The 25,784-nt window shown below is 72.5% G+C and carries 23 protein-coding genes; 17 read left to right on the top strand and 6 right to left on the bottom strand.

The window, feature by feature from the left end:
* The first annotated feature begins 69 nt into the window (after positions 1–69).
* The 4 genes from ACFYZL_RS08505 (at position 70) to ACFYZL_RS08520 (ending at position 5,272) form a co-directional block, all read left to right on the top strand.
* Positions 70–2,532: a Tex family protein gene (locus tag ACFYZL_RS08505; protein ID WP_388677253.1), complete on the top strand. Its 2,463-nt coding sequence runs from the start codon at positions 70–72 to the stop codon at positions 2,530–2,532.
* A gap of 257 nt (positions 2,533–2,789) precedes the next feature.
* On the top strand, positions 2,790–3,296 hold the full coding sequence (locus ACFYZL_RS08510) for a hypothetical protein (RefSeq protein ID WP_384751103.1): 507 nt from the start codon (positions 2,790–2,792) through the stop codon (positions 3,294–3,296).
* On the top strand, positions 3,286–4,461 hold the full coding sequence (locus ACFYZL_RS08515; RefSeq protein ID WP_384751105.1) for an MAB_1171c family putative transporter: 1,176 nt from the start codon (positions 3,286–3,288) through the stop codon (positions 4,459–4,461). The genes ACFYZL_RS08510 and ACFYZL_RS08515 overlap by 11 nt, the downstream gene beginning before the upstream one ends.
* Positions 4,462–4,468: 7 nt before the next feature.
* On the top strand, positions 4,469–5,272 hold the full coding sequence (locus ACFYZL_RS08520) for an SDR family NAD(P)-dependent oxidoreductase (protein WP_384751108.1): 804 nt from the start codon (positions 4,469–4,471) through the stop codon (positions 5,270–5,272).
* 81 nt (positions 5,273–5,353) lie between these two features.
* Here ACFYZL_RS08520 and ACFYZL_RS08525 read toward each other — a convergent pair whose 3' ends face one another.
* The 3 genes from ACFYZL_RS08525 to ACFYZL_RS08535 all read right to left on the bottom strand — a co-directional run bounded on the left by ACFYZL_RS08525 (position 5,354) and on the right by ACFYZL_RS08535 (position 8,806).
* A complete protein-coding gene (locus tag ACFYZL_RS08525; RefSeq protein WP_384751111.1) occupies positions 5,354–5,599 on the bottom strand; it encodes a hypothetical protein in 246 nt (81 codons plus the stop codon).
* A 240-nt stretch (positions 5,600–5,839) separates the two neighbouring features.
* Positions 5,840–7,477: an ABC-F family ATP-binding cassette domain-containing protein gene (locus ACFYZL_RS08530; protein WP_388677258.1), complete on the bottom strand. Its 1,638-nt coding sequence runs from the start codon at positions 7,475–7,477 to the stop codon at positions 5,840–5,842.
* A gap of 66 nt (positions 7,478–7,543) precedes the next feature.
* Positions 7,544–8,806, bottom strand: coding sequence for an SLC13 family permease (locus ACFYZL_RS08535; protein WP_388677611.1), 1,263 nt, complete (start codon positions 8,804–8,806; stop codon positions 7,544–7,546).
* 188 nt (positions 8,807–8,994) lie between these two features.
* Between ACFYZL_RS08535 and ACFYZL_RS08540 the strand changes: the two genes are divergently transcribed.
* Both ACFYZL_RS08540 and ACFYZL_RS08545 read left to right on the top strand, forming a co-directional pair.
* Complete coding sequence (locus tag ACFYZL_RS08540; protein ID WP_384751117.1) at positions 8,995–9,966, top strand: GlxA family transcriptional regulator; 972 nt, start codon at positions 8,995–8,997, stop codon at positions 9,964–9,966.
* A gap of 31 nt (positions 9,967–9,997) precedes the next feature.
* Positions 9,998–10,627 carry a DJ-1/PfpI family protein gene (locus ACFYZL_RS08545; protein WP_384751120.1) on the top strand — a complete coding sequence of 210 codons (630 nt, stop codon included), beginning with the start codon at positions 9,998–10,000 and terminating at the stop codon, positions 10,625–10,627.
* Positions 10,628–10,823: 196 nt separating this feature from the next.
* On the opposite strand, the gene ACFYZL_RS08550 is transcribed toward ACFYZL_RS08545, so the two are convergent.
* A complete protein-coding gene (locus ACFYZL_RS08550) occupies positions 10,824–11,576 on the bottom strand; it encodes an enoyl-CoA hydratase/isomerase family protein (protein WP_384751123.1) in 753 nt (250 codons plus the stop codon).
* Between the two features lie 173 nt (positions 11,577–11,749).
* Here ACFYZL_RS08550 and ACFYZL_RS08555 point away from each other — a divergent pair, with 173 nt between their 5' ends.
* Positions 11,750–12,283, top strand: a complete 534-nt coding sequence (locus tag ACFYZL_RS08555) for an ATP-binding protein (RefSeq protein WP_384751125.1) — start codon at positions 11,750–11,752, stop codon at positions 12,281–12,283.
* 15 nt (positions 12,284–12,298) lie between these two features.
* On the opposite strand, the gene idi is transcribed toward ACFYZL_RS08555, so the two are convergent.
* Together idi and ACFYZL_RS08565 are read right to left on the bottom strand one after the other, a co-directional pair.
* Positions 12,299–12,898 (bottom strand): isopentenyl-diphosphate Delta-isomerase, encoded by a 600-nt coding sequence (gene idi, locus ACFYZL_RS08560; RefSeq protein WP_384751128.1) that lies wholly within the window; start codon positions 12,896–12,898, stop codon positions 12,299–12,301.
* Positions 12,899–13,017: 119 nt separating this feature from the next.
* Positions 13,018–14,313 (bottom strand): GNAT family N-acetyltransferase, encoded by a 1,296-nt coding sequence (locus tag ACFYZL_RS08565; RefSeq protein ID WP_388677264.1) that lies wholly within the window; start codon positions 14,311–14,313, stop codon positions 13,018–13,020.
* 404 nt (positions 14,314–14,717) lie between these two features.
* Here ACFYZL_RS08565 and ACFYZL_RS08570 point away from each other — a divergent pair, with 404 nt between their 5' ends.
* The 10 genes from ACFYZL_RS08570 to hpnE all read left to right on the top strand — a co-directional run bounded on the left by ACFYZL_RS08570 (position 14,718) and on the right by hpnE (position 25,773).
* Entirely contained in the window at positions 14,718–16,514 is a 1,797-nt protein-coding gene (locus ACFYZL_RS08570) for a DUF5941 domain-containing protein (RefSeq protein WP_384751160.1), read from the top strand.
* Positions 16,511–17,263, top strand: a complete 753-nt coding sequence (locus ACFYZL_RS08575) for a sugar phosphate nucleotidyltransferase (protein ID WP_388677267.1) — start codon at positions 16,511–16,513, stop codon at positions 17,261–17,263. Before ACFYZL_RS08570 ends, ACFYZL_RS08575 begins: the two co-directional genes overlap by 4 nt.
* Positions 17,251–18,312 carry an iron-containing alcohol dehydrogenase family protein gene (locus ACFYZL_RS08580; RefSeq protein ID WP_384751136.1) on the top strand — a complete coding sequence of 354 codons (1,062 nt, stop codon included), beginning with the start codon at positions 17,251–17,253 and terminating at the stop codon, positions 18,310–18,312. Before ACFYZL_RS08575 ends, ACFYZL_RS08580 begins: the two co-directional genes overlap by 13 nt.
* Positions 18,290–19,069 carry a CDP-alcohol phosphatidyltransferase family protein gene (locus ACFYZL_RS08585; RefSeq protein WP_384751139.1) on the top strand — a complete coding sequence of 260 codons (780 nt, stop codon included), beginning with the start codon at positions 18,290–18,292 and terminating at the stop codon, positions 19,067–19,069. Before ACFYZL_RS08580 ends, ACFYZL_RS08585 begins: the two co-directional genes overlap by 23 nt.
* Before the next feature lie 8 nt (positions 19,070–19,077).
* The gene (locus ACFYZL_RS08590; protein ID WP_384751163.1) at positions 19,078–19,950 is read left to right on the top strand and encodes a glycosyltransferase family 2 protein; all 873 of its coding nucleotides are present in this window, start codon (positions 19,078–19,080) and stop codon (positions 19,948–19,950) included.
* A gap of 97 nt (positions 19,951–20,047) precedes the next feature.
* A complete protein-coding gene (locus ACFYZL_RS08595; RefSeq protein ID WP_384751142.1) occupies positions 20,048–20,977 on the top strand; it encodes an ABC transporter permease in 930 nt (309 codons plus the stop codon).
* Positions 20,970–21,752 carry an ABC transporter ATP-binding protein gene (locus tag ACFYZL_RS08600; RefSeq protein ID WP_384580522.1) on the top strand — a complete coding sequence of 261 codons (783 nt, stop codon included), beginning with the start codon at positions 20,970–20,972 and terminating at the stop codon, positions 21,750–21,752. Before ACFYZL_RS08595 ends, ACFYZL_RS08600 begins: the two co-directional genes overlap by 8 nt.
* Positions 21,753–22,098: 346 nt before the next feature.
* Positions 22,099–23,028: a squalene synthase HpnC gene (gene hpnC, locus ACFYZL_RS08605; RefSeq protein ID WP_388677272.1), complete on the top strand. Its 930-nt coding sequence runs from the start codon at positions 22,099–22,101 to the stop codon at positions 23,026–23,028.
* Positions 23,025–23,987: a presqualene diphosphate synthase HpnD gene (gene hpnD / locus ACFYZL_RS08610; RefSeq protein WP_388677275.1), complete on the top strand. Its 963-nt coding sequence runs from the start codon at positions 23,025–23,027 to the stop codon at positions 23,985–23,987. The genes hpnC and hpnD overlap by 4 nt, the downstream gene beginning before the upstream one ends.
* A 394-nt stretch (positions 23,988–24,381) precedes the next feature.
* A complete protein-coding gene (gene hpnE / locus ACFYZL_RS08615) occupies positions 24,382–25,773 on the top strand; it encodes a hydroxysqualene dehydroxylase HpnE (RefSeq protein WP_384751151.1) in 1,392 nt (463 codons plus the stop codon).
* Positions 25,774–25,784: the final 11 nt, after the last annotated feature.

Below are 25,784 nucleotides of genomic sequence, written 5' to 3' on the forward strand. Positions count from 1 at the left end.
CCGTCCCTCTCCGCCACCTGCCACAATTGGCAGCCTTCCAGTGCAAACGAAGGCAGGCGGGACCCGATCGTGACGACGTCCATCGAAGGCAGGATCGCCGAGGAGCTCGGCGTACGGGAGCGGCAGGTCAAGGCGGCCGTCGAGCTGCTCGACGGCGGCTCGACCGTGCCGTTCATCGCGCGCTACCGCAAGGAAGCGACCGAGATGCTCGACGACGCCCAGCTGCGCACCCTCGAGGAGCGGCTGAGGTATCTGCGCGAGCTGGAGGACCGGCGCGCGGCGATCCTCGACTCCGTGCGGGAACAGGGCAAGCTCGACGCCGAGCTGGAGGCGCGGATCAACGCGGCCGACACCAAGGCCCGGCTGGAGGACATCTACCTCCCGTTCAAGCCCAAGCGCCGCACCAAGGCCCAGATCGCCCGCGAGGCCGGTCTGGAGCCGCTCGCCGACGGGCTGCTGACCGACCCGTCGGTCGAACCCGCCGCCGCGGCGGCCGCGTTCGTCGACGCCGACAAGGGCGTCGCCGACCCGGCCGCCGCCCTGGAGGGCGCCCGCGCCATCCTCACCGAGAAGTTCGCCGAGGACGCCGACCTGATCGGCGAACTGCGCGAGCGGATGTGGGGCCACGGCCGGCTCGCCGCCAAGGTCCGCGACGGCAAGGAGGAGGCGGGCGCGAAGTTCGCCGACTACTTCGACTTCGCCGAGCCGCTCACCGCACTCCCCTCGCACCGCGTGCTGGCGATGCTGCGCGGCGAGAAGGAGGACGTGCTCACCCTGGAACTGGAGCCTGAGGAGCCGTCCGACGTTCCCGGCCCCTCCACGTACGAGGGCATGATCGCCCGCCGCTTCGGCGTCGCCGACCGCGGCCGCCCGGGCGACAAGTGGCTCGCGGACACGGTCCGCTGGTCCTGGCGCACCAAGATCCAGGTGCACCTCGGCATCGACCTGCGGACCCGGCTGCGCGCCGCCGCCGAGGACGAGGCCGTACGGGTCTTCGCGTCGAACCTGCGCGACCTGCTGCTCGCCGCCCCCGCCGGCACCCGCGCCACCCTCGGTCTCGACCCGGGCTTCCGCACCGGCGTGAAGGTCGCCGTCGTCGACGCCACCGGCAAGGTCGTGGCCACCGACGTGATCTACCCGCACGTGCCCGCCAACAAGTGGGACGAGTCCCTCGCCAAGCTGGCCCGCCTCGCCAAGGAGCACGCGGTCGAGCTGGTCGCCATCGGCAACGGCACGGCCTCCCGCGAGACCGACAAGCTCGCCGGGGACCTCATCACCCGCCACCCCGAACTGGGACTCACGAAGGTGATGGTCTCGGAGGCGGGGGCCTCCGTGTACTCGGCCTCCGCGTTCGCCTCGCAGGAACTCCCGGGCATGGACGTGTCCCTGCGCGGCGCGGTCTCGATCGCCCGCCGCCTCCAGGACCCGCTCGCCGAGCTCGTGAAGATCGACCCGAAGTCGATCGGCGTCGGCCAGTACCAGCACGACCTGTCCGAGGTGAAGCTCTCCCGCTCCCTGGACGCGGTCGTCGAGGACTGCGTGAACGGCGTCGGCGTGGACGTCAACACCGCCTCCGCGCCGCTGCTCTCGCGGGTCTCGGGCATCAGCGGCACCCTCGCCGAGAACATCGTCGCCCACCGGGACGCCAACGGCCCCTTCCGCAGCCGCAAGGGCCTCAAGGACGTGGCCCGCCTCGGCCCGAAGGCGTACGAGCAGTGCGCGGGCTTCCTGCGCATCCGTGGCGGAGAGGACCCGCTGGACGCCTCCGCCGTGCACCCCGAGGCGTACCCGGTCGTCCGGTCCATGGGCAAGACGGCCGGCGGCGAGGTGGCGGCCCTGATCGGCAACACCTCCGTACTGCGCTCGCTGCGCCCGGAGCAGTTCGTCACCGAGGCCTTCGGCCTGCCCACGGTCACCGACATCCTGCGCGAGCTGGAGAAGCCGGGCCGCGACCCGCGCCCCGCCTTCAAGACGGCCACGTTCAAGGAGGGCGTGGAGAAGATCGGAGACCTGGCCCCCGGCATGATCCTGGAGGGCGTGGTCACCAACGTGGCCGCCTTCGGCGCCTTCATCGACATCGGTGTCCACCAGGACGGGCTGGCGCACGTCTCGGCCCTGTCGAAGAACTTCGTCAAGGACCCGCGGGACGTGGTCAAGCCGGGCGACATCGTCCGTGTGAAGGTCCTGGACGTGGACATCCCGCGCAAGCGCATCTCGCTGACGCTGCGCCTGGAGGACGAGGCCGACCGCCCCGCGGGCGGCGCCCCGAGGCAGGACCGCCAGGAACGCCGCTCGGGCGGCGGCCGTCCGCCGCAGCAGCGCGGTGGCGGTGGCGGTGGTGGCGGCCAGGGCCAGGGGCAGGGCCGACGCGGCGGCCAGAGCCAGGGCCAGGGCCAGAGCCAGGGCCAGGACCAGCGGGGTCAGGGCCGGCGGCAGGGCGGCGGCAGCGCCCCCGCACCCGCCAACAGCGCGATGGCGGACGCCCTGCGCAGGGCCGGCCTCACCGGCCCCGAGGACCGCCGCAAGCGGTAGCGCACACCCCCTCGCGCACCTCGCGCGCGGACCCGGCAGGCATGGCCGAATACCTTCCCCACCAGGGGAGTTGCCTTGCCAATGGCGGCAGAAGATATGTAGGCATGAGGAACGCCCGTTCGTCACTCGGCGGACGAGCTTCCGCATTCCCCTCAGGACCGTGTTCCCCGAGGCCCGGTTTGAAGGCACAGGACACCATGCCCATGCCCCCGCACGCCTACAGACGCTGCCCGAGAAAGGGTCCGAAGAGGGATCACATGTCCCACCGGCGAGTCAGTCTGCGCAAAAGGTGCGAGAACATTCTCGGCCATCTGGAATTACCCCATCCATTCTCCCTGGATGAGCTCTGCAACCGAATAGCCGAGCAGCGCGGCCGGCCCATCCGCCTCCACCCGCTGCCCAAGGAGGCGGCCGAGACGGGGGTCTGCGGGCTCTGGGTGGGAACGGTCAGCGTCGACTACGTCTTCTACGAGGCGCAGACCACCCCGCTGCACCGGGAGCACATCGTGCTTCACGAACTCGGCCACATCCTGTTCGGCCACCACTCCGTGGAAGCCGACGACGTCGACGACGGCCACGCTCCCACCGTGCTCGGGCGCACCAACTACACCACCCGCCAGGAGCAGGAGGCGGAGATGCTCGCCAGCATGATCCGCATCCGCACGGCGAACGCCGGCCCGCACGCTGCCGCCGCCCCGCCCCGCGACACCCTGGCCCGGCTGGAGTCGGCCATGGGATACGAGCGGAGGAACGGTGGCCGCTGACCTGACCGCCTTCGGCAACTGGCTCGCCGTCCCCAGCGTGGCGTGCCTCTGGATCGCACTCCTGCTCCGCGCCCCCGGTGCCCTGCGCTCCCCGCAACAGCGCGGCCTGTGGCTGGCCGTGGCCACCGCGGCCGCCGCGATGACCCTGAACCTGCCCGACGTGGTCGCGTACGCGATGCGCCGCGGCCCCGACTACGCCCACGCCATCGGGCTCTTCCGCAACTTCAGCGGCGTGCTGTCGGCGGGCGCCGTGCTCTACTTCGTGGCCGCCACCACCAAGGGCCGTCGGCTCCAACTCGCCTCCTGCGTCGCGACCGTGGGGTGGCTCGGGACCCTGTACGGCCTGGACGCGGCCGCGCCCGCGCACGGCGGCCACACCATGCCGCCGGTCGGCGACCCGGTGCCCTCCCTCGCGTACTGGCTGGTCCTGATCTCCGCGCACCTGGTGGCCAACACCGTCTGCGTCGCCCTGTGCTGGCGCTACAGCCGCCGTGCCGAGAGCAGCGGACTGGCCGCCGGACTGCGGCTGTTCGGGCTCGGCACCGCGCTCGCCGGCCTCTTCTGGTTCGCGTACCTGCTCAAGGGCCTCTTCGGCAGCACCTGGGCGATGCCCGCCCTGCCGCTGTTGATGAACCTGCACGGCCTGCTGCGCGCCACCGCAATCCTGGTGCCCACGCTGTTCACCTTCCGGCGCGGCGCCGCCGACATCGCCATCGCGTGGCGGCTGTGGCCGCTGTGGCGCGACCTCGTCCAGGCCGTACCGCACGTGGCGCTCAACAAGCCGCGGGCCGGGCGGGTGGTGGAGCTGCTGTGGCCGCCCGTCCCGCGCAACCTGCTCGTCTACCGCAAGGTCATCGAGACGCGCGACGCGATCCTGATCCTGGGGGAGTACGTCGCCCCGGGCGCCCTGGAGCAGGCCCGCGACCGGGTCGCCGGCCGCGGGGTACCCGAACAGCGGCGCACCGCCGCCGCGTTGGCCTGCGTACTGCGTGAGGCGCGGCAGGCGAAACTCGAAGGACTTCCCGGTCAGGCGGGCGAGGCGGCCGCGCTGGAACTGCCGGCCGCGATCCAGACCACGAAGGCGGACGGGGACCTGGCGGACGAGGCGGCGTTCCTCGTCGACGTCGCCCAGGAATACGCCGCCGCTACAACCACCGGGAAGTGAAACCGTTTTGAGCACGTCGACGACGAGCACGACCGTACTGGTCACGGGCGCCGGCGCCGGACTGGGGGCCGCCTTCGCCCGCGGGTTCGCCGCCAAGGGCTGCGACCTGGTCCTCGTGGCCCGCGACAAGGACCGCCTCGACGCCCTCGCCGGGGAACTGGGTCGGCAATTCGGCGTGTCCTGCGAGGTGTTGCCGGCCGACCTCCTGGACCCGGCACAGTGCGCGTCGGTCGCCGAGCGGCTCGCGGACCGGACCCGGCCCGTGGACGTCCTGGTCAACAACGCGGGTTTCGGACTGCCCGCGCCGTTCCCCCACAGCCCGCTGGAGGACGAGGAGCGGATGCTGGACCTGCTGGTCAAGGTACCGCTCCGGCTCACCCACGCGCTCCTGCCGGGCCTGCGCGAACGCCGTCGGGGAGCCGTCCTCAACGTCTCGTCGGTGGCGGGCCTGTTGCCCACGGGGACCTACGGCGCGGCCAAGGCCTGGATCACCGCCTTCAGCGAATCCCTCCGGGTGGACATGGAGCCGTACGGCGTCCGCGTCCTCGCGGTCGTGCCCGGCTTCACCCGCACCGAATTCCAGGAGCGGGCGGGGATGGACGTCAGCTCACTGCGCGACGCGGTCTGGCTGGAACCGGAAGCGGTGGTCGAGCGTGCGCTGCGGGACCTGGCGCTGCGCCGCCCCCTCAGCATCACGGGCCGCCGCTACCGCGCCTACGCATGGGCGGTACGGCACCTCCCGCGCGATTTCGTGGCCCGCAGGATGGCGCGCAAACGGAGTGCCCCGGCGGACCGGCCGGACCGCGGCTGAGGCGGCGGACGCCGGCCGAAGCCGCCGGACAGGCCGAGGCGCGGCCCTGGTCAAGGGCCGCGCGGGCCTGGGTTGGAGGGGCTAGCCGCAGTCGTCGTCCCAACCGCCGTGTCCCCAGTTGCCGTAGTCGTCGTCGTCCCAACCACCGTGGTGGCCGTATCCGCCACCCCAGTCGTCATCGTCGTCCCAGCCGCCGGCGACATAGCTGACGTGGTGAGCCGGGGTTGCCGCAGCAGCGCTGCCGGCAGATGCGACGGCTGCTCCGCCGGCCATCAGGAGACCGGCAGCGGAGACCGCGAAGAGGCGCTTCGCTCTCTGTGCAAACATGAGAATTTCCCTTTCCTCCCGCCCTCTCCCGCACCTCTTCGAGGTGTGACGAGGCGGAACCGCAGCCGCAGAATCAGAATGCGCAGCGCGGATCGGATACAGGGCCGCGGGAAATGCGAAAGCACTTTTCCAGTCGACGCGGGACTCGGGCCCGCGCGGGCGTGCTCCGCGGTTGCGGCTCTCACTTACAGAGGCTAGTCCCGTTCGAGTCGATCGGCACCTCGGAACGTGCCCCTTTTCCTACAGTTCGACGACCTTGCCGCCCGCGACCTCCAGGCGGCGCGTCACCCGAACGGCGTCCAGCATCCGGCGGTCGTGCGTGACCAGCAGGAGCGTGCCCTCGTAGGACTCCAGCGCCGATTCCAACTGCTCGATCGCCGGGAGGTCCAGGTGGTTGGTGGGCTCGTCCAGAACCAGCAGGTTCACCCCGCGACCCTGGAGCAGGGCCAGCGCCGCGCGGGTGCGCTCGCCGGGGGAGAGGGTGGCCGCCGGGCGCAGGACGTGGGCCGCCTTGAGGCCGAACTTGGCCAGCAGGGTGCGGACTTCGGCCGGCTCGGTGTCCGGGACCGCCGCGCAGAAGGCCTCCAGCAGGGGCTCGTCGCCGAGGAACAGCCCGCGCGCCTGGTCGACCTCGCCGACCAGGACGCCGGAGCCCAGGGTCGCGGAGCCGGAGTCCGGGGTCAGCCTGCCCAGGAGCAGCGCCAGGAGGGTGGACTTGCCGGCGCCGTTGGCACCGGTGATCGCGACCCGGTCCGCCCAGTCGATCTGCAGGCCGGCCGGGCCGAAGGCGAAGTCCCCGCGCTTGACGGTCGCCTCGCGCAGGGTGGCGACGACGGAGCCGGAGCGCGGGGCCGCCGCGATCTCCATGCGCAGCTCCCACTCCTTGCGCGGCTCCTCCACGGCCTCCAGCCGCTCGATCGCCCGCTGCGTCTGGCGGGCCTTCGCGGCCTGCTTCTCGCTGGACTCGCCGCGCAGGTTCTTGCCGATCTTGTCGTTGTCGCCGGCCTTGCGGCGGGCGTTGCGCACGCCCTTGTCCATCCAGTTGCGCTGCATCTGCGCCCGGCCTTCGAGGGCGGCCTTCTTGTCCGCGTACTCCTCGTAGTCCTCACGGGCGTGACTGCGGGCCCGGGCCCGCTCCTCCAGGTAGGACTCGTACCCGCCGCCGTAGAGGTTGATCTGCTGCTGGGCGAGGTCCAGTTCGAGGACCTTGGTGACCGTCCGCGTGAGGAACTCGCGGTCGTGGCTGATCACGACCGTGCCCGCGCGCAGCCCCTTGACGAAGCGCTCCAGCCGCTCCAGACCGTCCAGGTCCAGGTCGTTCGTGGGCTCGTCGAGCAGGAAGACGTCGTAGCGGGAGAGCAGCAGCGAGGCGAGGCCCGCGCGGGCCGCCTGGCCGCCGGAGAGCGCCGTCATCGGCAGGTCCAGGCCCACCGTGAGGCCGAGGTCGTCCGCGACCTCCTCGGCCCGCTCGTCGAGGTCCGCGCCGCCGAGGTCCAGCCACCGGTCCAGCGCCGTCGCGTACGCGTCGTCCGCGCCCGGCGCCCCGTCCACCAGGCCCTGCGTGGCCGCGTCCAGCTCCGCCTGGGCGGCGGCCACGCCGGTGCGGCGGGCCAGGAACTCCCGTACGGACTCCTCCGGCCGGCGCTCCGGCTCCTGCGGGAGGTGACCGACGGCGGCGGTGGGCGGGGAGAGCCGCAGTTCACCGGTCTCGGGGGTGTCCAGTCCGGCCAGCAGGCGGAGCAGGGTCGACTTCCCGGCGCCGTTGACGCCGACGAGACCGATGACGTCGCCGGGCGCGACGACGAGGTCGAGATCGGCGAAGAGCGTGCGCTCACCGTGCGCGGCGGTGAGCTTCTTGGCGACGAGGGTTGCAGTCATGATGCGCCGATCCTATCGGCCCGCCCCCGGAGCCCCGGCGGCCGATCGGCCGCGGGCAGGGCGCGGTCACGTACCGATCACCCGCAGACCGGCCCACAGCGCGGTCACGGCGCCGGCCAGGCAGAGCGGTGTGGTCAGCAGGCCGAGGCGGGTGAATTCGGACACGGACACCCGCACGGCGTGCGTCTGGAGCACCCGCCGCCACAGCAGGGTGGCCAGGGAGCCCGCGTAGGTCAGGTTCGGGCCGATGTTCACGCCGATCAGCACGGCCAGCACCTGTCCCGGCCCGCCCGCCACGGCCGGCGGGAGCAGGGCGAGCACCGCGGGCAGGTTGTTGATCAGGTTGGCCAGTACGGCGGCCACGGCGGCCGTCGCCAGCAGCGCGGGCAGCGAGTCCCCGGCCGGCAGCACCCGGGCCAGCCCGTCACCGAGCCCGTGGTCCACCACAGCGCCCACGACCACCCCGAGGGCCAGCACGAACAGGCAGAACGCGGGCGCCGTCGAGGCCGCGATCCGGCGCGCGGTGGTCTCCCGGCGCCGCAGGGCCCGAACGGCCAGCACGGCCGTGCCGGCCAGGGCCGCCCACACGGGACTCGCCCCCGCGAAGGAGGCCAGGACGAAGCCGGCGAGGGTCAGGAGGAGGACGGCGAGCGCGAACCGCGGCAGCGGTGGGTGCTCTGCCGCCATCGGCACGTGCTCCGGCGGGGCCGCCAGATCGGCCCGGAACCAGCGGCGGAACACCCCGTACTCCACCCCGATCGCCACCAGCCAGGGCAGGGCCATCAGCGCCGCGAACCGGGTGAAGGAGAGGCCGCTCGCGGTGAAGGCGAGCAGATTGGTGAGGTTGGAGACGGGCAGCAGCAGCGAGGCCGAGTTCGCGAGGTGCGCGGTGGCCAGGACGTGCGGGCGGGGCCGGGCCCCGAGCCGGGCCGTCGTCGCCAGGACCACCGGGGTCAGCAGCACCACCGTCGCGTCCAGGCTCAGTGTGGCGGTGACCACGGAGGCCACCGCGAACACCCCGCCGAGCAGGGCGGTCGGGCCCCGGTCGGCGGAGAGCCGGGCGATGGCGGCGCCCGCGGCGCGGAACAGGCCCTCGTCGGCGCAGAGCCGGGCCAGCGCCAGGACGACCGCCAGGAACCCGACCACGGGCAGCAGGTCGCGCACCCGTTCCCAGGCGTCGGAGGGCGACACCACCCCGAAGGCGATGAGCAGCCCCGCCGCGGGCACGGCGGCCGCGGCCTCGGGCAGACCGCGCGGGCGGAACACGGCGAAGGCCAGCACCCCGACGAGGAGTACGGCCGACAGGGACTCGGCGGCGACGGTGTTCAGGGGGTACTCCGGGAAAACGGCGCGGGGGACCCCGACAGGATGACACCGGCGTGCCCCGGGCGCCGAGGCGGGGCCGGTCGCCCGCACCCGTACCGCACCTTCCCCGCGCCGGTCCCGCCGCCGGGATGGCGGGATAGGTGGGAAGCGCGTCATTGCGGCCATCGCGCGGGGCGGACCACCATGAGGGCATGAGGTTGTCGCCGCGAAACGAGGTGCTCGTCCTTCTCTACGACGGGGTGCAGAGCCTGGACGTGACCGGGCCGGTGGAGGTGTTCGCCGCCATCGCCCGCTTCCCCGGGCGGTCGGGGTACGAGATCCGGACGGTGTCGCCGGGAGGCGCGCCGGTGCGTACGAGCAGCGGGCTGACGCTGGTGCCCGACGGTGAGCTGGAGAGTGCCCGGCCGGGCGCCGGGACCACGCTGCTGGTGCCGGGGGGCCGCTACCGGGCCGACTTCGAGCCGCGGCTCACCGACTGGCTCCGCGCCCACGGGGGTGCCGCGGAGCGGCTCGTGTCGGTGTGCACCGGAGGGCTGCTGCTGGCGGAGGCGGGGCTGCTGGACGGGCGGCGGGCCACGACGCACTGGTACGTGTGCGAGCAGATGGCGCGGGACTACCCGGCCGTCGTGGTGGAGCCCGACCCCATCTACGTGCGCGACGGACCCGTGGCCACCTCGGCCGGGGTCACGGCGGGGATCGACCTCGCGCTCGCGCTGGTGGAGGAGGACCACGGCCGGGACGTCGCGCTGAAGATCGCCCGGCACCTCGTGGTGTTCCTGCGCAGGCCCGGCAACCAGGCCCAGTTCAGCGCGCAGCTCGCCGCCCAGACGGCGCGGCGCGATCCCCTGCGGGACGTCCAGCAGTGGATCACGGAGCACCCGGACGGCGACCTGAGCGTCGACGCCCTCGCCGCGCGGGCCCGCCTCTCGCCGCGTCACTTCGCGCGGGCCTTCCAGGCGGAGACGGGCGTGACCCCGGGCCGGTTCGTGGAACGGGTCCGCGTGGAACACGCCCGCCGGCTGCTGGAGGAGGGCACGGACGGGGTCGCCCAGATCTCCCGTGCCTGCGGGTACGGCACGCCGGAGGCCCTGCGGCGCGCGTTCGTGAGGGCCCTGGGCCAACCCCCGGCCGAATACCGCCGCCGTTTCGGCCCCACCCCCTGACCTGTCGTCCATCCACCGCTCCGGAGGAGCCATGCAGATCGCCGTACTGCTCTACGACCGCTTCACCGCGCTCGACGCCGTCGGGCCCTTCGACACCCTCGGGCGGCTGCCCGACGCCGAGGTCGTGTTCGTGTCCGAGCGCCCCGGGCCCGTGCGCACGGACAACGGGGCGCTCGCGTTCGTCGCCGACAAGGGGCTCGACGAGGTGACCCGGCCGGACGTCGTCGTCGTGCCCGGGGGGCCGCACCCCGAGCGGGAGATGGAGAACCCCGCGGTGATGGAGTGGCTGCGGGCGGTGGACGCCACCACCACCTGGACCACCTCCGTGTGCACGGGATCCCTGCTGCTGGCGGCCGCAGGGCTGCTCGACGGGAGGCGGGCCACCAGCCACTGGCTGTACCTGGACCGGCTGTCGAAGTTCGGCGCCGAGGCCACCGGGGAGCGTGTGGTCACCGACGGGAAGTACGTCACCGCCGCCGGGGTGTCCTCCGGGATCGACATGGGGCTCACCCTGCTCGGCCGGATCGCCGGGGACGAGTACGCGCAGGCCGTCCAGCTGATGACGGAGTACGACCCGCAACCGCCCTACGACGCGGGTTCGCCGGACAAGGCCCCGGCCGAGCTCGTCGCGCACCTGCGCGCGAGCAATCCGCTGGGCTAGGAGGTCCCTTCGGGATCCTGCCCGACCCTCCCCGGCCCCCGCGCCCCCCATCGCCGGCGAGGCCGGATCCGGCTGGTGCCGTCTGTCCGGTGCGGCAAACCCGGGGCGCGGCACCGGACGACGTGGGATCAACCGGCGGGATCCGCAAGAGCCGGTTCGGGCGGGTACTCCGGCCGGCCCGCGGGACGACGGCGGCTCACGGGGTCCACGTGAACACCGGCGGCCGTCGTTCCAGGAACGCGGCGACACCCTCCGCGGTGTCGTCGCTTCCGGCCGCCTGTGCCTCCCAGTGGTCCTCGCGGCCCGTCCGGCCGTCCGCGAACTCCTTCGCCGCCGCCTGCGTGAGCTGCGAGCGCGAGGCCAGGATCCGGGCGAACTCGGCGACGCGCTTGTCCAGCTGCCCGGCCGGCAGCAACTCGTTCAGGAACCCGGCGCGCAGCGCCGCCTCCGCGCCGATCAACTCGGCAGAGAAGAGCAGGTACTTGGCCCAGGCCGGGCCGACCAGGGTCGCGAGCCGCCGGGTGGACGACGCCGGGTAGACGATGCCCAGCTTCGCCGGGGTCACCCCGAACGACGCGCCCTCCTCCGCGAAGCGCAGGTCGCACGCCGCCGCCAGCTGGCTGCCGCCGCCCACGCAGAACCCGCGGATCGCCGCCAGCGTCGGCTTGGGGAAGGCGGCCAGCGCCTCCTCCGCGGTCACGGCGAGGGCCCGCGGGTCCTCGTCCCCGGTCAGCGAGGAGATGTCCGCGCCCGCGCAGAAGGTCGGTCCGGCCCCGGTCAGCACGAGCACCCGTACGGCGGGATCGTCGGCCAGGCCCGCCAGCAGCTCCGGCAGCGCCCGCCACATCGCCGCCGTCATGGCGTTGCGCTTGGCGGGATGCGAGACGACCACGGTCGCCACCCCGTCGGCCACCGTGTGGAGCAGTGCGGGATCCCCGGCTGAGTTCATGCGCCGGATGGTATCCAGCGGATCAGGAACAGTCGAAAACTGACTCCGTCATACGCCGGCGGTCGGAAAGCGTCTGATAGGCGCTGATTTCTGGTCAGCGGTTCGGTCCGGACCAGCCCGTTCTCCACTCTTGTCGCGTGGAGACGATCGAGCGCGAAGACGGGGGACGGAATATGGATGTCAGCGGGAGCGTCCCGCCGGCCAGGGAGGCGGAGCCGGCGGCTCCGGCCGACCCCCTCGCCTACGAGGGGGTGTGGAGGTTCACCGCACCGGCGGTAGAAGAATCCGTTCCGCAGGCCCGCCGGGCCGTCCGTGACCTGCTCGGGCGGCAGGGGGTGCCCGCCGATCAGGACATCGTCCATTCCCTGCTGCTGATCGTCTCCGAACTGGTGACGAACTCGGTCCGGCACGCCGCCCTGCTCTCGCCCGAGGTCGCGGTCGAGGTGGCGATCGGCCGGTCGTGGGTACGGGTGGCCGTCGAGGACAACCACCCGTACCGCCCCAAGGCGCTGGAGGCCGATTTCGGGCAGACCGGCGGCCGGGGTCTGCTCCTGGTCCGCGAGGTCACGCTGGAGTCCGGCGGGGTCTGCGACGTCGAGCACACGTCGACCGGCGGCAAGGTCATCTGGGCGGCCCTGCCGCTCACGGCCCCCGCCGCGCCGGCCGCCACCGCCCCGCACCCCGCCGCGCCGACCCCGGCCGGCTGAGCAGCGCGGAGAGGGCTACCAGCCCGCCGCGTCGCCCGTCAGCTCGCGGATCGCGGGCCGCGCCGCGTCCAGCACGGTCATGAACCAGGCCGAGAACGGCGCTTCGGCGTGCTGCTTGGCCAGCTCCTCGGCGGTGACGAACGCGGTGTCCGCGATCTCCTCCGGATCGGGGTGTACCGCGGCCTGCGCGAGTCCCACGAAAAGGTGGTTGAACTCCTGCTCCACCAGGCCCGACGCGGGGTCCGGGTGGTTGTAGCGCACCGTTCCCGCCTCCGCGAGCAGCGACGGCGAGAGCCCCAGCTCCTCGTGGGTCCGCCGGGCGGCCGCCGCGAACGGCGACTCCCCCGGATAGGGGTGACCGCAGCAGGTGTTCGACCAGACGCCGGGGGAGTGGTACTTCCCGAGCGCCCGCTGCTGGAGCAGCAGCCGGCCCTGCTCGTCGAAGAGGAACACAGAGAACGCCCGGTGCAACTGCCCCGGCGCCTGATGGGCGGAGAGCTTCTCCGCCGTGCCGATCGTGTTGCCTGACTCGTCGACCAGTTCGAGCATGATCGGTTCTTGGGTCCCGGTGCCGTCGGTCGCGCTGCTGGCGGCGGTGGCTGGTGTGGTCGGCATACCCATCCTTCGCTTCGGACTTCGGCCTTCAGTCTGCCGTACAAAAGGGGCTTGTCCGCACTTCGAAGATCTGTCCACGTCCGTGCCCCGCCGCGTGCTATGCGGCGGGGCACGGAGCATCAGACCCCGAAGGGGGCCGGATAGCCGATCGTGCCCGTCGGAACCGGGACGGAAGCGTCCAGCACCAGCGCCATCACGGCCTCGTCCGGCACCTCGAACGGAGCCCGGATCCCGAACCGCGACGCCGGCACGAAGCCGAAGCGCGGGTAGTACTCCGGATGCCCGAGCACCAGGACGAGCGACTCCCCGTGCTCCCGGGCCGCCGTGAGCAGCGCCCGGACGACCGCACTGCCCGCGCCCGAGCGCCGGCGCGCGGGATCGACCGCGACCGGGGCGAGCGCGAGCGCCCGTGCCCCGTCCACCTCGCAGGCGGTCAGCAGGGCGTGCGCCACCACCGACCCGTCCGGGCCCTCGGCCACGTACGACAGCCCGGGCAGCCACGCGCCGTCCACGCGCAGCGCGTCCACGAGGTCCGCCTCCAGCGGGGTCTCGAAGGCCGCCAGGTTGACGGCCCGTACGGCGGCCTCGTCGGCCGCCGTCTCCGGGCGGGTCGGCCAGGCCCCGCCGTCCCCGGCGGTCACCGGGCGCAGCACGTAGCCGGTGTAGCCGTACTCGTGCCCGTGGCGGGCCCGTACGTCGAGCTCCTCGCGGGTGGCGGCCAGCGCGGCCTCCATCGCGGGGGAACCGGCGCCGGAGCGGGTGCGCACCCGCTCGGCGAGCGGACCGTAGTACTCGGCCCAGTCGGAGTCGGGCAGGTGGTGCACGCCGAGCAACCGGTACCCGGCGCTCTGCGCGGCGGCCAGGTTCCCGGCGGTGGAGCGCAGCGGGCACTGCGCGTCCCAGAAGGCGCGCGCCCCGGCGGACGGCTCCGCCGCGGTCCACTCGCACTCGGTCAGCACGATCGTGCCGCCCGGGGCGAGCAGCCGCCGCCAGCGCGCGAGCGCGGTGTCGAAGCCGATGGTGTAGGCGGATCCCTCGGCCCACACGAGGTCGAAGGAGCCGTCGGGGAACTCGTCGGCGGGAAGCGCGCCCATGTCCGCCCGAACGGTACGGACCCGCTCGCCGAGCCCGCGGGTGCGGGCCTCGGTGCGCAGCTCTTCGAGGAAGGGGGCGTGCAGGTCGACGGCGGTCACCTCGGCGCCGTCCGCGCCCGCCTCGGCGGCCAGCAGCAGGGCGCTGCGGCCCGGGCCGCAGCCCAGGTCGAGGACGCGCGGCCGCTTCGGGAGCGGTCCGCACAGGGACAGCAGGTGACGGGTGCTCGCGTCGGAGCCGGGAGCCTGCCGGGGCAGGCCGTGGTGAAGGGTGAAGAACGCCTCGATGAAGGCGGAGGTGGCGGTACCGGTGTTGTCGGTCAACGTGAACCCTTGGAAAAGGGGGCTCCGGCCGACCAGGGGCCTGTCGGTGGTGGGATCAGGCCCGGCGGTCGGATGCCCTGGAGGAATGGGGGATGCACCGGAGTTCGCTGCGCATGGCCGCGACCACTGCGACGGTCATCAACCCACCTCTTCCTCGCTCGTCCACCTACAGGGCGTGTCCACCGTAACATCCACGCCGTTTGTGGTACGGCGCCATGATCGTCAATGATGGCCGGGCCGGGCTCCGCCAAGGCTCGACAGGGCCGCTCGCCCGGGAATGTTCCGCTTATCCGGGCGTAAACGGGTGATGAACCCCGCCTTCCATTCATCCGATAGCCTCAGCCGACGTGCCGCGCCCCCGCGGGGGCGCCCCGTCCGCAATCCGTCACAAGGAGTGAGTTCGTCTGCCGACCGTCATCCTCACCGGCCTGCCGGTCCCCGGATCACCGCTCGCGGGCGAGCTCCGCTCCCTCGGCTTCGACGTCCGCACCGCCGCCGGTCCCAAGGAAACCGCCGCCGCGCTCGCGACCGTCCCCGCCGACCAGCGCGTGGGCGTCGTCGACAGTGCCTTCGTCGGGCACGTCCACGCCCTGCGCCTCGCGCTGACCGATCCGCGCTTCGACGCCTGCGCCGTCACCGGAGCGCTCTCCGTGCAGCCCGGCGCCCGCGCCGCCCTCGACGAGGCCGCCGCCAAGGCCGCCGCCCTCGCCCCCGACGGCTCCGGCCCCTGCGTGGACAGGCTCGCCGACACCGTCGAGGCCGCCGGGACCACCGTGCAGCGCCCCGAGCTCGGCACCCTCGTCGCGGCCGTCCCCGCCACCGGGGCGGAGCGGGAGGCGGCCGTCGCTGCCGTCGCCGCCGTGGACGACGAGGCCGTGCGCCTGCGGACCGCCGTGAAGTCCCGCGACGGGTTTTTCACCACCTTCTTCATCAGCCCGTACTCGCGCTACATCGCCCGCTGGTGCGCGCGCCGCGGCCTGACCCCGAACCAGGTCACCACCGCGTCGCTGATCACAGCGCTGATCGCGGCCGGCTGCGCCGCCACCGGCGAGCGCTGGGGTTACGTCGCGGCCGGTGTGCTGCTCCTCGTCTCCTTCGTACTGGACTGCACCGACGGGCAGCTCGCCCGCTACTCGCTCCAGTACTCGACGATGGGCGCCTGGCTCGACGCCACCTTCGACCGCGCGAAGGAGTACTCCTTCTACGCGGGCCTGGCGCTCGGCGCCGCCCGGGGCGGCGACGACGTGTGGGGCCTCGCCGTCGGCGCCATGGTCCTCATGACCTGCCGGCACGTCGTGGACTTCTCGTTCAACGAGGCCAACCACGACGCCACCGCCAACACGAGCCCGACGGCCGCCCTCTCCGACAGGCTCGACAGCGTCGGCTGGACGGTCTGGGTCCGCCGGATGATCATCCTGCCGATCGGTGAGCGCTGGGCCATGATCGCGGTGCTGACCGCCTTCACCACCCCCCGGATCGTCTTCTACGCCCTGATCGTCGGCTGCGCCTTCGGCGCGCTCTACACCACCGCCGGTCGCGTGCTGCGCTCCCTGACCCGCAAGGCGAAGCGCACCGACCGGGCCGCCCAGGCCCTCGCCGACCTCACCGACTCCGGCCCGCTCGCCGAGGTCCAGGCCCGGCTGCTGCGCGGCCGGGCCGGGACCTTCGGGTCGGTGTACGTCGCGGCCCTCGGCACGGCGCTGATCATCGCGACCGCCCTGTACCTGCCGTTCGGTGATCCGGGCCTGATCGCCGCCGCGGTGATCTACGCCATGACCGCCGGCCTCGCCCTCGCGGCCCCGCTCAAGGGCGCCCTCGACTGGTTGATCCCGCCGCTGTTCCGGGCCGGGGAGTACGTGACGGTCCTCGTGCTCGCCGCCAAGGCGGACGTCCCCGGGGCCCTTCCGGCGGCATTCGGCCTGATCGCGGCGGTCGCCTACCATCACTACGACACGGTGTACCGCATTCGCGGTGGCACCGGAGCGCCCCCGCACTGGCTGGTGCGGACGATCGGCGGCCACGAGGGCCGGGTCCTGCTGACCACGGTCCTCGCCGCCGTCCTCGTGGGGCGCGCATCGGACTTCCCCGTCGCGCTCACGGTCCTGGCCGTGTTCGTGGCGATCGTGGTGCTCGCGGAGAGCATCCGCTTCTGGGTCTCCTCCGGGGCACCCGCCGTACATGACGAAGGAGAACCAGCATGATCGGCCTTGTACTCGCTGCCGGTGCCGGGCGCCGCCTGCGTCCCTACACCGACACCCTGCCCAAGGCCCTCGTGCCCGTCGGCCCCGAGGGCGACGAGGAGAGCCTGACGGTCCTCGACCTGACCCTCGGCAACTTCGCCGAGGTCGGCCTCACCGAGGTCGCCATCGTCGTCGGCTACCGCAAGGAAGCCGTCTACGAGCGCCGGGAGGCCCTGGAGGCCAAGTACGGCGTCAAGATCACGCTGATCGACAACGACAAGGCCGAGGAGTGGAACAACGCCTACTCCCTGTGGTGCGCGCGTGAGGTCCTGAAGCAGGGCGTGATCCTCGCCAACGGCGACACCGTGCACCCCGTCTCCGTCGAGCGGACCCTCCTCTCCGCCCGCGGCAACGGCCAGAAGATCATCCTCGCCCTCGACACGGTCAAGAGCCTGGCCGACGAGGAGATGAAGGTCGTCACCGCCGACGGCAAGGGTGTCCAGAAGATCACCAAGCTGATGGACCCCGCCGACGCGACCGGCGAGTACATCGGCGTCACGCTGATCGAGCCCGAGGCGGCCGAGGCCCTCGCCGAGGCGCTGAAGACCACCTTCGAGCGCGACCCCGACCTGTACTACGAGGACGGCTACCAGCAGCTCGTCAACGACGGCTTCACGATCGACGTGGCCCCCATCGGCGACGTCAAGTGGGTCGAGATCGACAACCACGACGACCTCGCCAAGGGCCGGACGATCGCATGCCAGTACTGACGAGGCTCATCCCCTCGCCCGTCGTCGTCGACATCAGTCGCGGGGCGATGGACGATCTGGCCGGCCTCCTGGCCGACCAGCGGATCTCGGCGTCCGGCAAGCTCGCGATCGCGATCAGCGGCGGGTCCGGCCAGGTGCTGCGCGCCAAGCTGGAGCCGGTGCTGCCGCACGCCGACTGGTACCCGGTCGTCGACGGCACCATCGACTCCGCCGTCAAGCTGGCCGACGACATAAAGGGCCGTCGCTACGACGCCGTCGTCGGCCTGGGCGGCGGCAAGATCATCGACGTGGCCAAGTACGCCGCGGCGCGGGTCGGGCTGCCCATGGTGGCGGTCGCCACCAACCTCTCGCACGACGGCATCTGCTCGCCGGTCGCGACCCTCGACAACGACAACGGCCGCGGCTCCTACGGCGTGCCCACCCCGATCGCGATGGTCATCGACCTCGACGTGATCAAGGAGGCGCCGGTCCGGTTCGTCCGCGCCGGCATCGGCGACGCGCTGTCCAACATCTCGGCCATCGCCGACTGGGAGCTCTCGCACGAGATCAACGGGGAGACCGTCGACGGCCTGGCCGCCGCGATGGCCCGCACCGCGGGCGAAGCCGTACTGCGCCACCCCGGCGGTTGCGGCGACGACGAGTTCCTCACCGTGCTCTCCGAGTCGCTCGTCCTCACCGGCATCGCCATGTCGATCAGCGGGGACACCCGCCCCGCCTCGGGCGCCTGCCACGAGATCAGCCACGCGTTCGACCTGCTCCACCCCGGGCGCTCCGCGCTCCACGGCGAGCAGGTCGGCCTCGGCGCCGCCTTCGCGATGCACCTGCGGGGGGCCGCCGAGCAGTCCGGGCTCTTCGTGGAGGTGCTGCGCCGCCACGGCCTGCCGGTCGTCCCCGAGGAGATCGGCTTCAGCGTCGACGAGTTCGTCGCGGCCGTCGACTACGCCCCGCAGACCCGCCCGGGACGCTTCACGATCCTGGAACACCTCAACCTGTCCGCCGCCGAGATCAGGGACGCTTACGCCGACTATGCCAAGACCATCCGTAGCTGAACTCCGGCCCGTCGTTCACCCGGCGGGCGTCAAGGACCGGGTCAGCGGCGAGCACTGGGGCGGCCGCCTCTACATGCGTGAGATCTCCCTGCGCATCACCCGCCTCCTGGTCACCACCAAGGTCACGCCGAACCAGCTGACCTACGTGATGACCCTCGCGGGCGTCCTCGCCCTCCCGGCCCTGCTGGTGCCCGGCATCCCGGGCGCCGTCCTCGGCGTCGTGGCCGTCCAGCTCTACCTGCTGCTCGACTGCGTCGACGGCGAGGTCGCCCGCTGGAAGAAGCAGTTCTCGCTCTCCGGCGTGTACCTGGACCGCGTCGGCGCCTACCTGTGCGACGCGGCGGTCCTGGTCGGCTTCGGCCTGCGCGCCGCCGACCTCTGGGGCGGCGGCCGGATCGACTGGCTGTGGGCGTTCCTGGGCACCCTCGCGGCGCTCGGCGCGATCCTGATCAAGGCCGAGACGGACCTGGTCGGCGTCGCCCGCCACCAGGCCGGCAAGCCCGTGGTCAAGGACGCGGCGGCCGAGCCGCGCTCCTCCGGCATGGCGCTCGCCCGCCGGGCGGCCGCCGCGCTGAAGTTCCACCGCCTCGTCCTGGGCATCGAGGCCTCGCTGCTCATCCTGGTGCTGGCCGTCGCCGACCAGATCCGCGGCGACCTGTTCTGGTCCCGGGTCGGCGTCGCCGTGCTCGCCGCCATCGCGATGCTCCAGACCGTGCTGCACCTGGTGTCGATCCTGGCCTCCAGCAGGCTCAAGTGAGCGAGCCGATGCGGCTGGGCGCCGTGATCATCACCATGGGCAACCGCCCCGACGACCTGAAGGCCCTGCTCGACTCCGTGGCCCGTCAGGAGGGCGACCCGGTCGAGGTCGTCGTCGTGGGCCAGGGCGTGAAGGTCACCGACCTTCCCGAAGGGGTCCGCACCGTCGACCTGCCCGAGAACCTGGGCATCCCCGGCGGGCGCAACGTCGGCATCGAGGCCTTCGGCCCCGGCGGCTCCGACGTGGACGTCCTGCTGTTCCTGGACGACGACGGTCTGCTGGAGCGCACCGACACCGCGGAGCTGTGCCGGCAGGCCTTCGCCGAGGACCCGGGGCTCGGCATCGTCAGCTTCCGGATCGCTGACCCTGAGACGGGTATCACCCAGCGCCGTCACGTGCCCCGGCTGCGTGCCTCGGACCCGATGCGCTCCTCGCGCGTGACCACCTTCCTCGGCGGCGCCAACGCGGTGCGCACGAAGGTGTTCGAGCAGGTGGGGGCGCTTCCGGCCGAGTTCTTCTACGCGCACGAGGAGACCGACCTCGCCTGGCGGGCCCTTGACGCGGGGTGGTCGATCGACTACCGGGCGGACATGGTGCTGCTGCACCCGACCACGGCCCCCTCCCGGCACGCCGTTTACCACCGTATGGTGGCTCGTAATCGTGTGTGGCTCGCGCGCCGCAACCTGCCCGCACCGCTGGTCCCGGTCTACGTGGGCGTCTGGCTCCTGCTGACGCTCCTTCGCAAGCCCTCGGGGCCGGCGTTGAAGGCCTGGTTCGGTGGTTTCCGGGAGGGGTGGACGACTCCCTGTGGTCCCCGCCGCCCGATGAGATGGCGTACGGTCTGGCGGTTGACCCGTCTGGGCAGACCACCTGTCATCTGACCAGTCCGCGTCTGCGAACATGACGCGATCATGGGCCTCGTGCCACCTGCCTGATGCCCGAGACCTGGCCGCATCTTGAAGACGAAAGTTTCAACTTGTGAGTGACACAACCCACGACGGCGCCCTCGCCACGAGCAAGCCGCCGTCCGCCGACGCGGGACTGAGCCCCGCGGAGCTCGCCAGGAAGTACGGCCTCACGGTGAGCGGCGCCCGGCCCGGCCTGGGCGCGTACGTGCGCCAGCTCTGGGGCCGGCGCCACTTCATCATGGCCTTCTCCCGGGCCAAGCTGATGGCCCAGTACAGCCAGGCGAAGCTCGGCCAGGTATGGCAGGTGGCGACCCCGCTGCTGAACGCGTTCGTCTACTGGCTGATCTTCGCGAAGATCATGCAGGCGGACCGCGGCATGCCCAAGGGCGTCTACATCCCCTTCCTGGTGATCGGGATCTTCGTCTTCACCTTCACGCAGAGCTCGCTGATGGCGGGTGTCCGGGCGATCCCCGGAAACCTCGGCCTCGTCCGCGCGCTGCACTTCCCGCGCGCCTCCCTGCCGATCTCGTTCTCGATGCAGCAGCTGGGACAGCTGCTGTACTCGATGGTCGTCGTGTTCGTCGTGGTGATGGCCTTCGGGAACTTCCCGCGGCTCTCCTGGCTGCTGGTCCCCCCGGTGCTCGTGCTGCAGTTCGCCTTCAACACCGGCCTCGCCATGATCTTCGCGCGCATGGGCTCCAAGACGCCCGACCTCGCGCAGCTGATGCCGTTCGTGACCCGTACGTGGATGTACGCCTCCGGCGTCATGTTCTCGATCAGCGCGATGCTCGCGACGAAGCCCCAGTGGATCTCCGACGTGCTCCAGTGGAACCCGGCCGCGATCTACATGGACCTGATCCGGTTCGCCCTGATCGACAAGTACGGCGCGGAGAACCTGCCGCCCCACGTCTGGCTCTTCGCGGTCGGCTGGGCCGTCGTGATCGGCCTCGGCGGCTTCGTGTACTTCTGGAAGGCTGAGGAGCGTTACGGCCGTGGCTGAGAACAACCAGGGGCGCGTCCCCACCGTCATCGCCGACGACGTGCACATCGTCTACCGCGTCAACACCGGCAGCTCCGGCAAGGGCAGTGCCACCGCCGCGCTCAGCAAGATCATGCGCCGCGGCAAGGGCGACGCACCGGGCGTCCGCAGGGTCCACGCCGTGCGCGGTGTCTCCTTCACCGCGTACCGCGGCGAGGCCATCGGTCTCATCGGGTCGAACGGCTCCGGAAAGTCGACCCTGCTGCGCGCCATCGCGGGTCTGCTGCCCTGCGAGGCCGGCAAGGTCTACACGGACGGCCAGCCTTCGCTGCTGGGCGTGAACGCGGCGCTGATGAACGACCTCACCGGTGAGCGCAACGTGGTCCTCGGCGGTCTCGCGATGGGAATGAGCCGCGAGCAGATCAAGGAGCGCTACCAGGACATCGTCGACTTCTCGGGCATCAACGAGAAGGGCGATTTCATCTCGCTGCCGATGCGCACCTACTCCTCCGGTATGGCCGCGCGTCTGCGTTTCTCGATCGCGGCCGCCAAGGACCACGACGTCCTGATGATCGACGAGGCGCTCGCCACCGGTGACCGCAGCTTCCAGGTGCGTTCCGAGAACCGTATCCGGGAACTGCGGGAGAAGGCCGGCACGGTCTTCCTGGTGAGCCACAACAACAAGTCCATCCGCGACACCTGCGACCGGGTGCTGTGGCTGGAGAAGGGCGAACTCCTGATGGACGGGCCCACGGAGGAAGTCGTCTCCGCCTACGAGAGGGCGTCCAACGGCTGACCGCCGACCGGTTTCGCCCGGCCCCCGCCGCTTCACGTGGCGGGGGCCGCGGCGTGTTTTTCCGTATTACGCGGCGACATCAAGTGGCGCGACGAATACCCCGGAGGCCGCCGCGGCGTTGTACAGCGTAAGCTGATGCGGTCCTGAATCGAGCCAAGAGGGGACGATTCCCCACAGGTGAGCGGCTCGTGAAAAGTTCCGGGCACAGCTCCCGGGATACCCCGGCGGCGTGTCCGAAATAGGATGTATTGGGTCGGCAGTGTAGAACGGGAGATGTGACGGCAATGGCTACGGGAATTCTCCGGCCCCCAGGCTCTACGGCCGTCCCCGCCCCGGGCGGCGGGCGGTGACCCCGGGGCACGACCTCCGCTCCTCGTCCGACACCGTCCACGTGCGCGCCACCCTCGACAAGGCGGCCGCGGAGAACTTCCCCGTGGCCCCCGTCTTCCTTCCCCGCGCCTGGCGCGACGGCCTGACGGCGGTCTACGGCTACGCCCGCCTCGTCGACGACATCGGGGACGGCGATCTCGCCCCCGGCGGCCTCGACGCCGTACTCCTCGGCCTCGACCCGGCCGCCGTCGACGACCGACTCGCCATGCTCGACGCCTTCGAGGCCGACCTGCTGCGCGTCTTCGGCGGCACCGACGGCCCGCCCCGGCACCCGCTGCTGCTGAACCTCCAGCCCGTCGTCCGCGCCCACAGCCTGACCCCCGAGCCGTTCCTCGGGCTCATCGAGGCCAACCGCCAGGACCAGCGCGTCGCGCGCTACGAGACGTACGCCGACCTCCTCGGCTACTGCGAGCTCTCCGCGAACCCGGTGGGCCGCCTCGTCCTGTCGATCACCGGGACGGCCACCCCGGAGCGGATCCGCCGCTCCGACGCCGTCTGCACCGCCCTGCAGATCGTCGAGCACGTCCAGGACGTCGCCGAGGACCTCGGCCGCGACCGGATCTACCTCCCCGCCGAGGACATGCGGCGGTTCCACGTCACCGAAGCCGACCTGGCCGCCCCGTCCGCCGGTATGGCCGTACGCTCCCTGATCGCCTGTGAAGCCGAGCGCGCGCACGAGTTGCTGGACGAAGGCGTGCCGCTCGTGGGCAGCGTGCACGGCAGACTCCGCCTGCTGCTCGCGGGATTCGTGGGCGGGGGGCGCGCCGCCCTGCGAGCCGTCACGGCCGCCGGCTTCGACGTACTCCCCGGACCGCCGGGACCCACCAAGACCGGCCTGCTCCGCGAGGTGGCCGCCGTCCTGCGCACCGCGTCGAGAAAGGGGTGAGTCCGACCGTGGAGGCAAACGCACACGTGTCCGCACCCGTCCAGGCGGCCTACGGCTACTGCGAGGCCGTCACCGGATCGCAGGCGCGCAACTTCGCGTACGGCATCCGGCTGCTGCCCACCGACAAGCGGCAGGCGATGTCCGCGCTGTACGCCTTCTCCCGGCGCGTCGACGACATCGGCGACGGCACGCTGCCGCCCGAGGCGAAGCTGGTCCGGCTGGAGGAGACCCGGGCGCTGCTCGGGCGGATCCGGGCCGAGGAGGTCGAGGAGGACGACACCGACCCGGTCGCCGTCGCCCTCGCACACGCCTCCCGCCGCTTCCCGATCCCGCTCGGCGGCCTCGACGAACTCATCGACGGCGTCCTGATGGACGTCCGCGGCCAGACCTACGAGACCTGGGACGACCTCAAGGTCTACTGCCGCTGCGTGGCCGGGGCCATCGGTCGGCTCTCGCTCGGCGTCTTCGGCACCGTGAACACCGCGGCCCCCGCCGCCGCCGAGGCCGAGCGGGCCGCGGAGTACGCCGACACCCTCGGCCTCGCCCTGCAACTCACCAACATCCTGCGCGACGTCCGGGAGGACGCGGGCAACGGGCGGACCTACCTGCCCGCCGAGGACCTGGCCAAGTTCGGCTGCGCGGAAGGCTTCCACGGAGACCGGGCCCCCGCCGGCTCCGACTTCCCCGGGCTCGTCCACCACGAAGTCCGGCGCGCCCGGGCCCTGTTCGTCGAGGGCTACCGGCTGCTGCCCCTGCTCGACCGGCGCAGCGGAGCCTGCGTGGCCGCCATGGCGGGCATCTACCGGCGCCTGCTCGACCGCATCGAGCGCGAGCCGGAGGCGGTGTTGCGGGGCCGCGTCTCGCTCCCGCCGCACGAGAAGGCGTACGTCGCCGTCCGCGGCCTCTCGGGCCTGGACGCCCGCACGATCTCCCGCCAGTCCTCCCGGAGGCGAGCCTGATGGCCGGCACGCCGGCCCGTCCGGTGTGTGAGGACCGGGCCATTTGGCCCCGCCGACGTTCGAGGCACCGCTTTCAGCCCGTCCGGCGTGTGAGGACCGGGGCCGGGCGGAGCCCGGGGAACGGTGGAAGGGCGGGTAGGGGACCGGCTCCGCGCAGCGGCACCCCCGCCCTGGCCGTGCCGCAGGGTGGGCCGTCGGGGTCGGGCGCCCGCCGGGGCACCTCCTCGGGCGTCGAACGGGTAGCGGCGGCGGACATGTACGACGTGGTTGCGTTCGACGCCCTGCGGGGGCGCCCCGCCGCACACCCGACCCCGCCGGCGCGGGGTGCGGCTCGGGCAACCGCTCCGGCGGTGGGCGCGTCTCCCGCACCGCAGCACACCACCAGGGAGGGCGCATGAGCGGCAGCGACACCCGCGGCGACAGCCGTGCCGTCGTCGTCGGCGGAGGGCTCGCCGGCGTCACGGCCGCGCTCGAACTCGCCGACGCCGGACTGGAGGTGACCCTCCTCGAAGGCCGCCCCCGGCTCGGCGGGCTCGCCTTCTCCTTCAAGCGCGGCGAACTCACCGTCGACAACGGTCAGCACGTCTACCTGCGCTGCTGCACCGCCTACCGCTGGTTCCTCGACCGCGTCAAGGGCGCCGCCCTCGCGCCCCTCCAGGACCGCCTCGACGTACCCGTCCTCGACGTGGCCCACCCGCGCGGCCCGCGCCTCGGCCGGCTGCGCCGCAGCGCCCTGCCCGTGCCCCTGCACCTGGCCGGCTCCCTCGCCCGCTACCCGCACCTCTCCCTCGCCGAGCGGGCGAGCGTCGGCCGCGCCGCCCTCGCGCTGCGCCGCCTCGACCCCGCCGACCCGGCCCTGGACGGCCTGGACTTCGCGACCTGGCTCGGCCGCTACGGCCAGTCCCCCCGTACCGTCGAGGCCCTCTGGGACCTCGTCGGCATCGCCACCCTCAACGCGACCGCCCGGCACTCCTCACTCGGCCTGGCCGCCATGGTCTTCAAGACCGGCCTGCTCTCCGAGAACGGCGCCGCCGACATCGGCTGGGCCCACGTACCCCTCGGGGACCTGCACGACACCCTCGCCCGCAAGCAGCTCGACGCGGCCGGCGTACGGACCGAGCTGCGCACCCGGGTCACGGGCATCTCCGCCACACCGGAAGGGACCTGGCGGGTCGACACCGAGGGCGAATCCCTCGACGTGGGAACCGTCGTCCTCGCCGTCCCGCAGCGCGAGGCGCACGGGCTGCTCCCCGCCGGTGCCCTCGCCGACCCCGACAAGCTCCTGGACATCGGCACGGCCCCGATCCTCAACGTCCACGTGGTCTACGACCGCAAGGTCCTGCGGCAGCCCTTCTTCGCCGCGCTCGGCTCGCCGGTGCAGTGGGTCTTCGACCGCACCGACTCCTCCGGACTGCCCGACGGAGGCCAGTACCTGGCGCTGTCCCAGTCCGCGGCCCAGGACGACATCGACGAACCCGTCTCCGTCCTGCGGGCCAAGTACCTTCCCGAGCTGGAGCGGCTGCTGCCGGCCACGCGGGGCGCCAAGGTACGGGACTTCTTCGTCACCCGGGAGCGGACGGCCACGTTCGCCCCCACCCCCGGCGTCGGCCGGCTGCGCCCCGGGGCGCGCACCGACACGCCGGGGCTCTACTTGGCCGGTGCGTGGACTGCCACCGGTTGGCCCGCGACCATGGAGAGCGCCGTCAGGAGCGGACTGAGCGCGGCACACGCCGCACTCGCCACCCTCGGCCGCCACCGCGAACACCCTCTGCAGGAGGCGGCATGACGACCATCAGC

Source organism: Streptomyces sp. NPDC001717 (genome assembly GCF_042892775.1).
Taxonomy (GTDB): domain Bacteria; phylum Actinomycetota; class Actinomycetes; order Streptomycetales; family Streptomycetaceae; genus Streptomyces.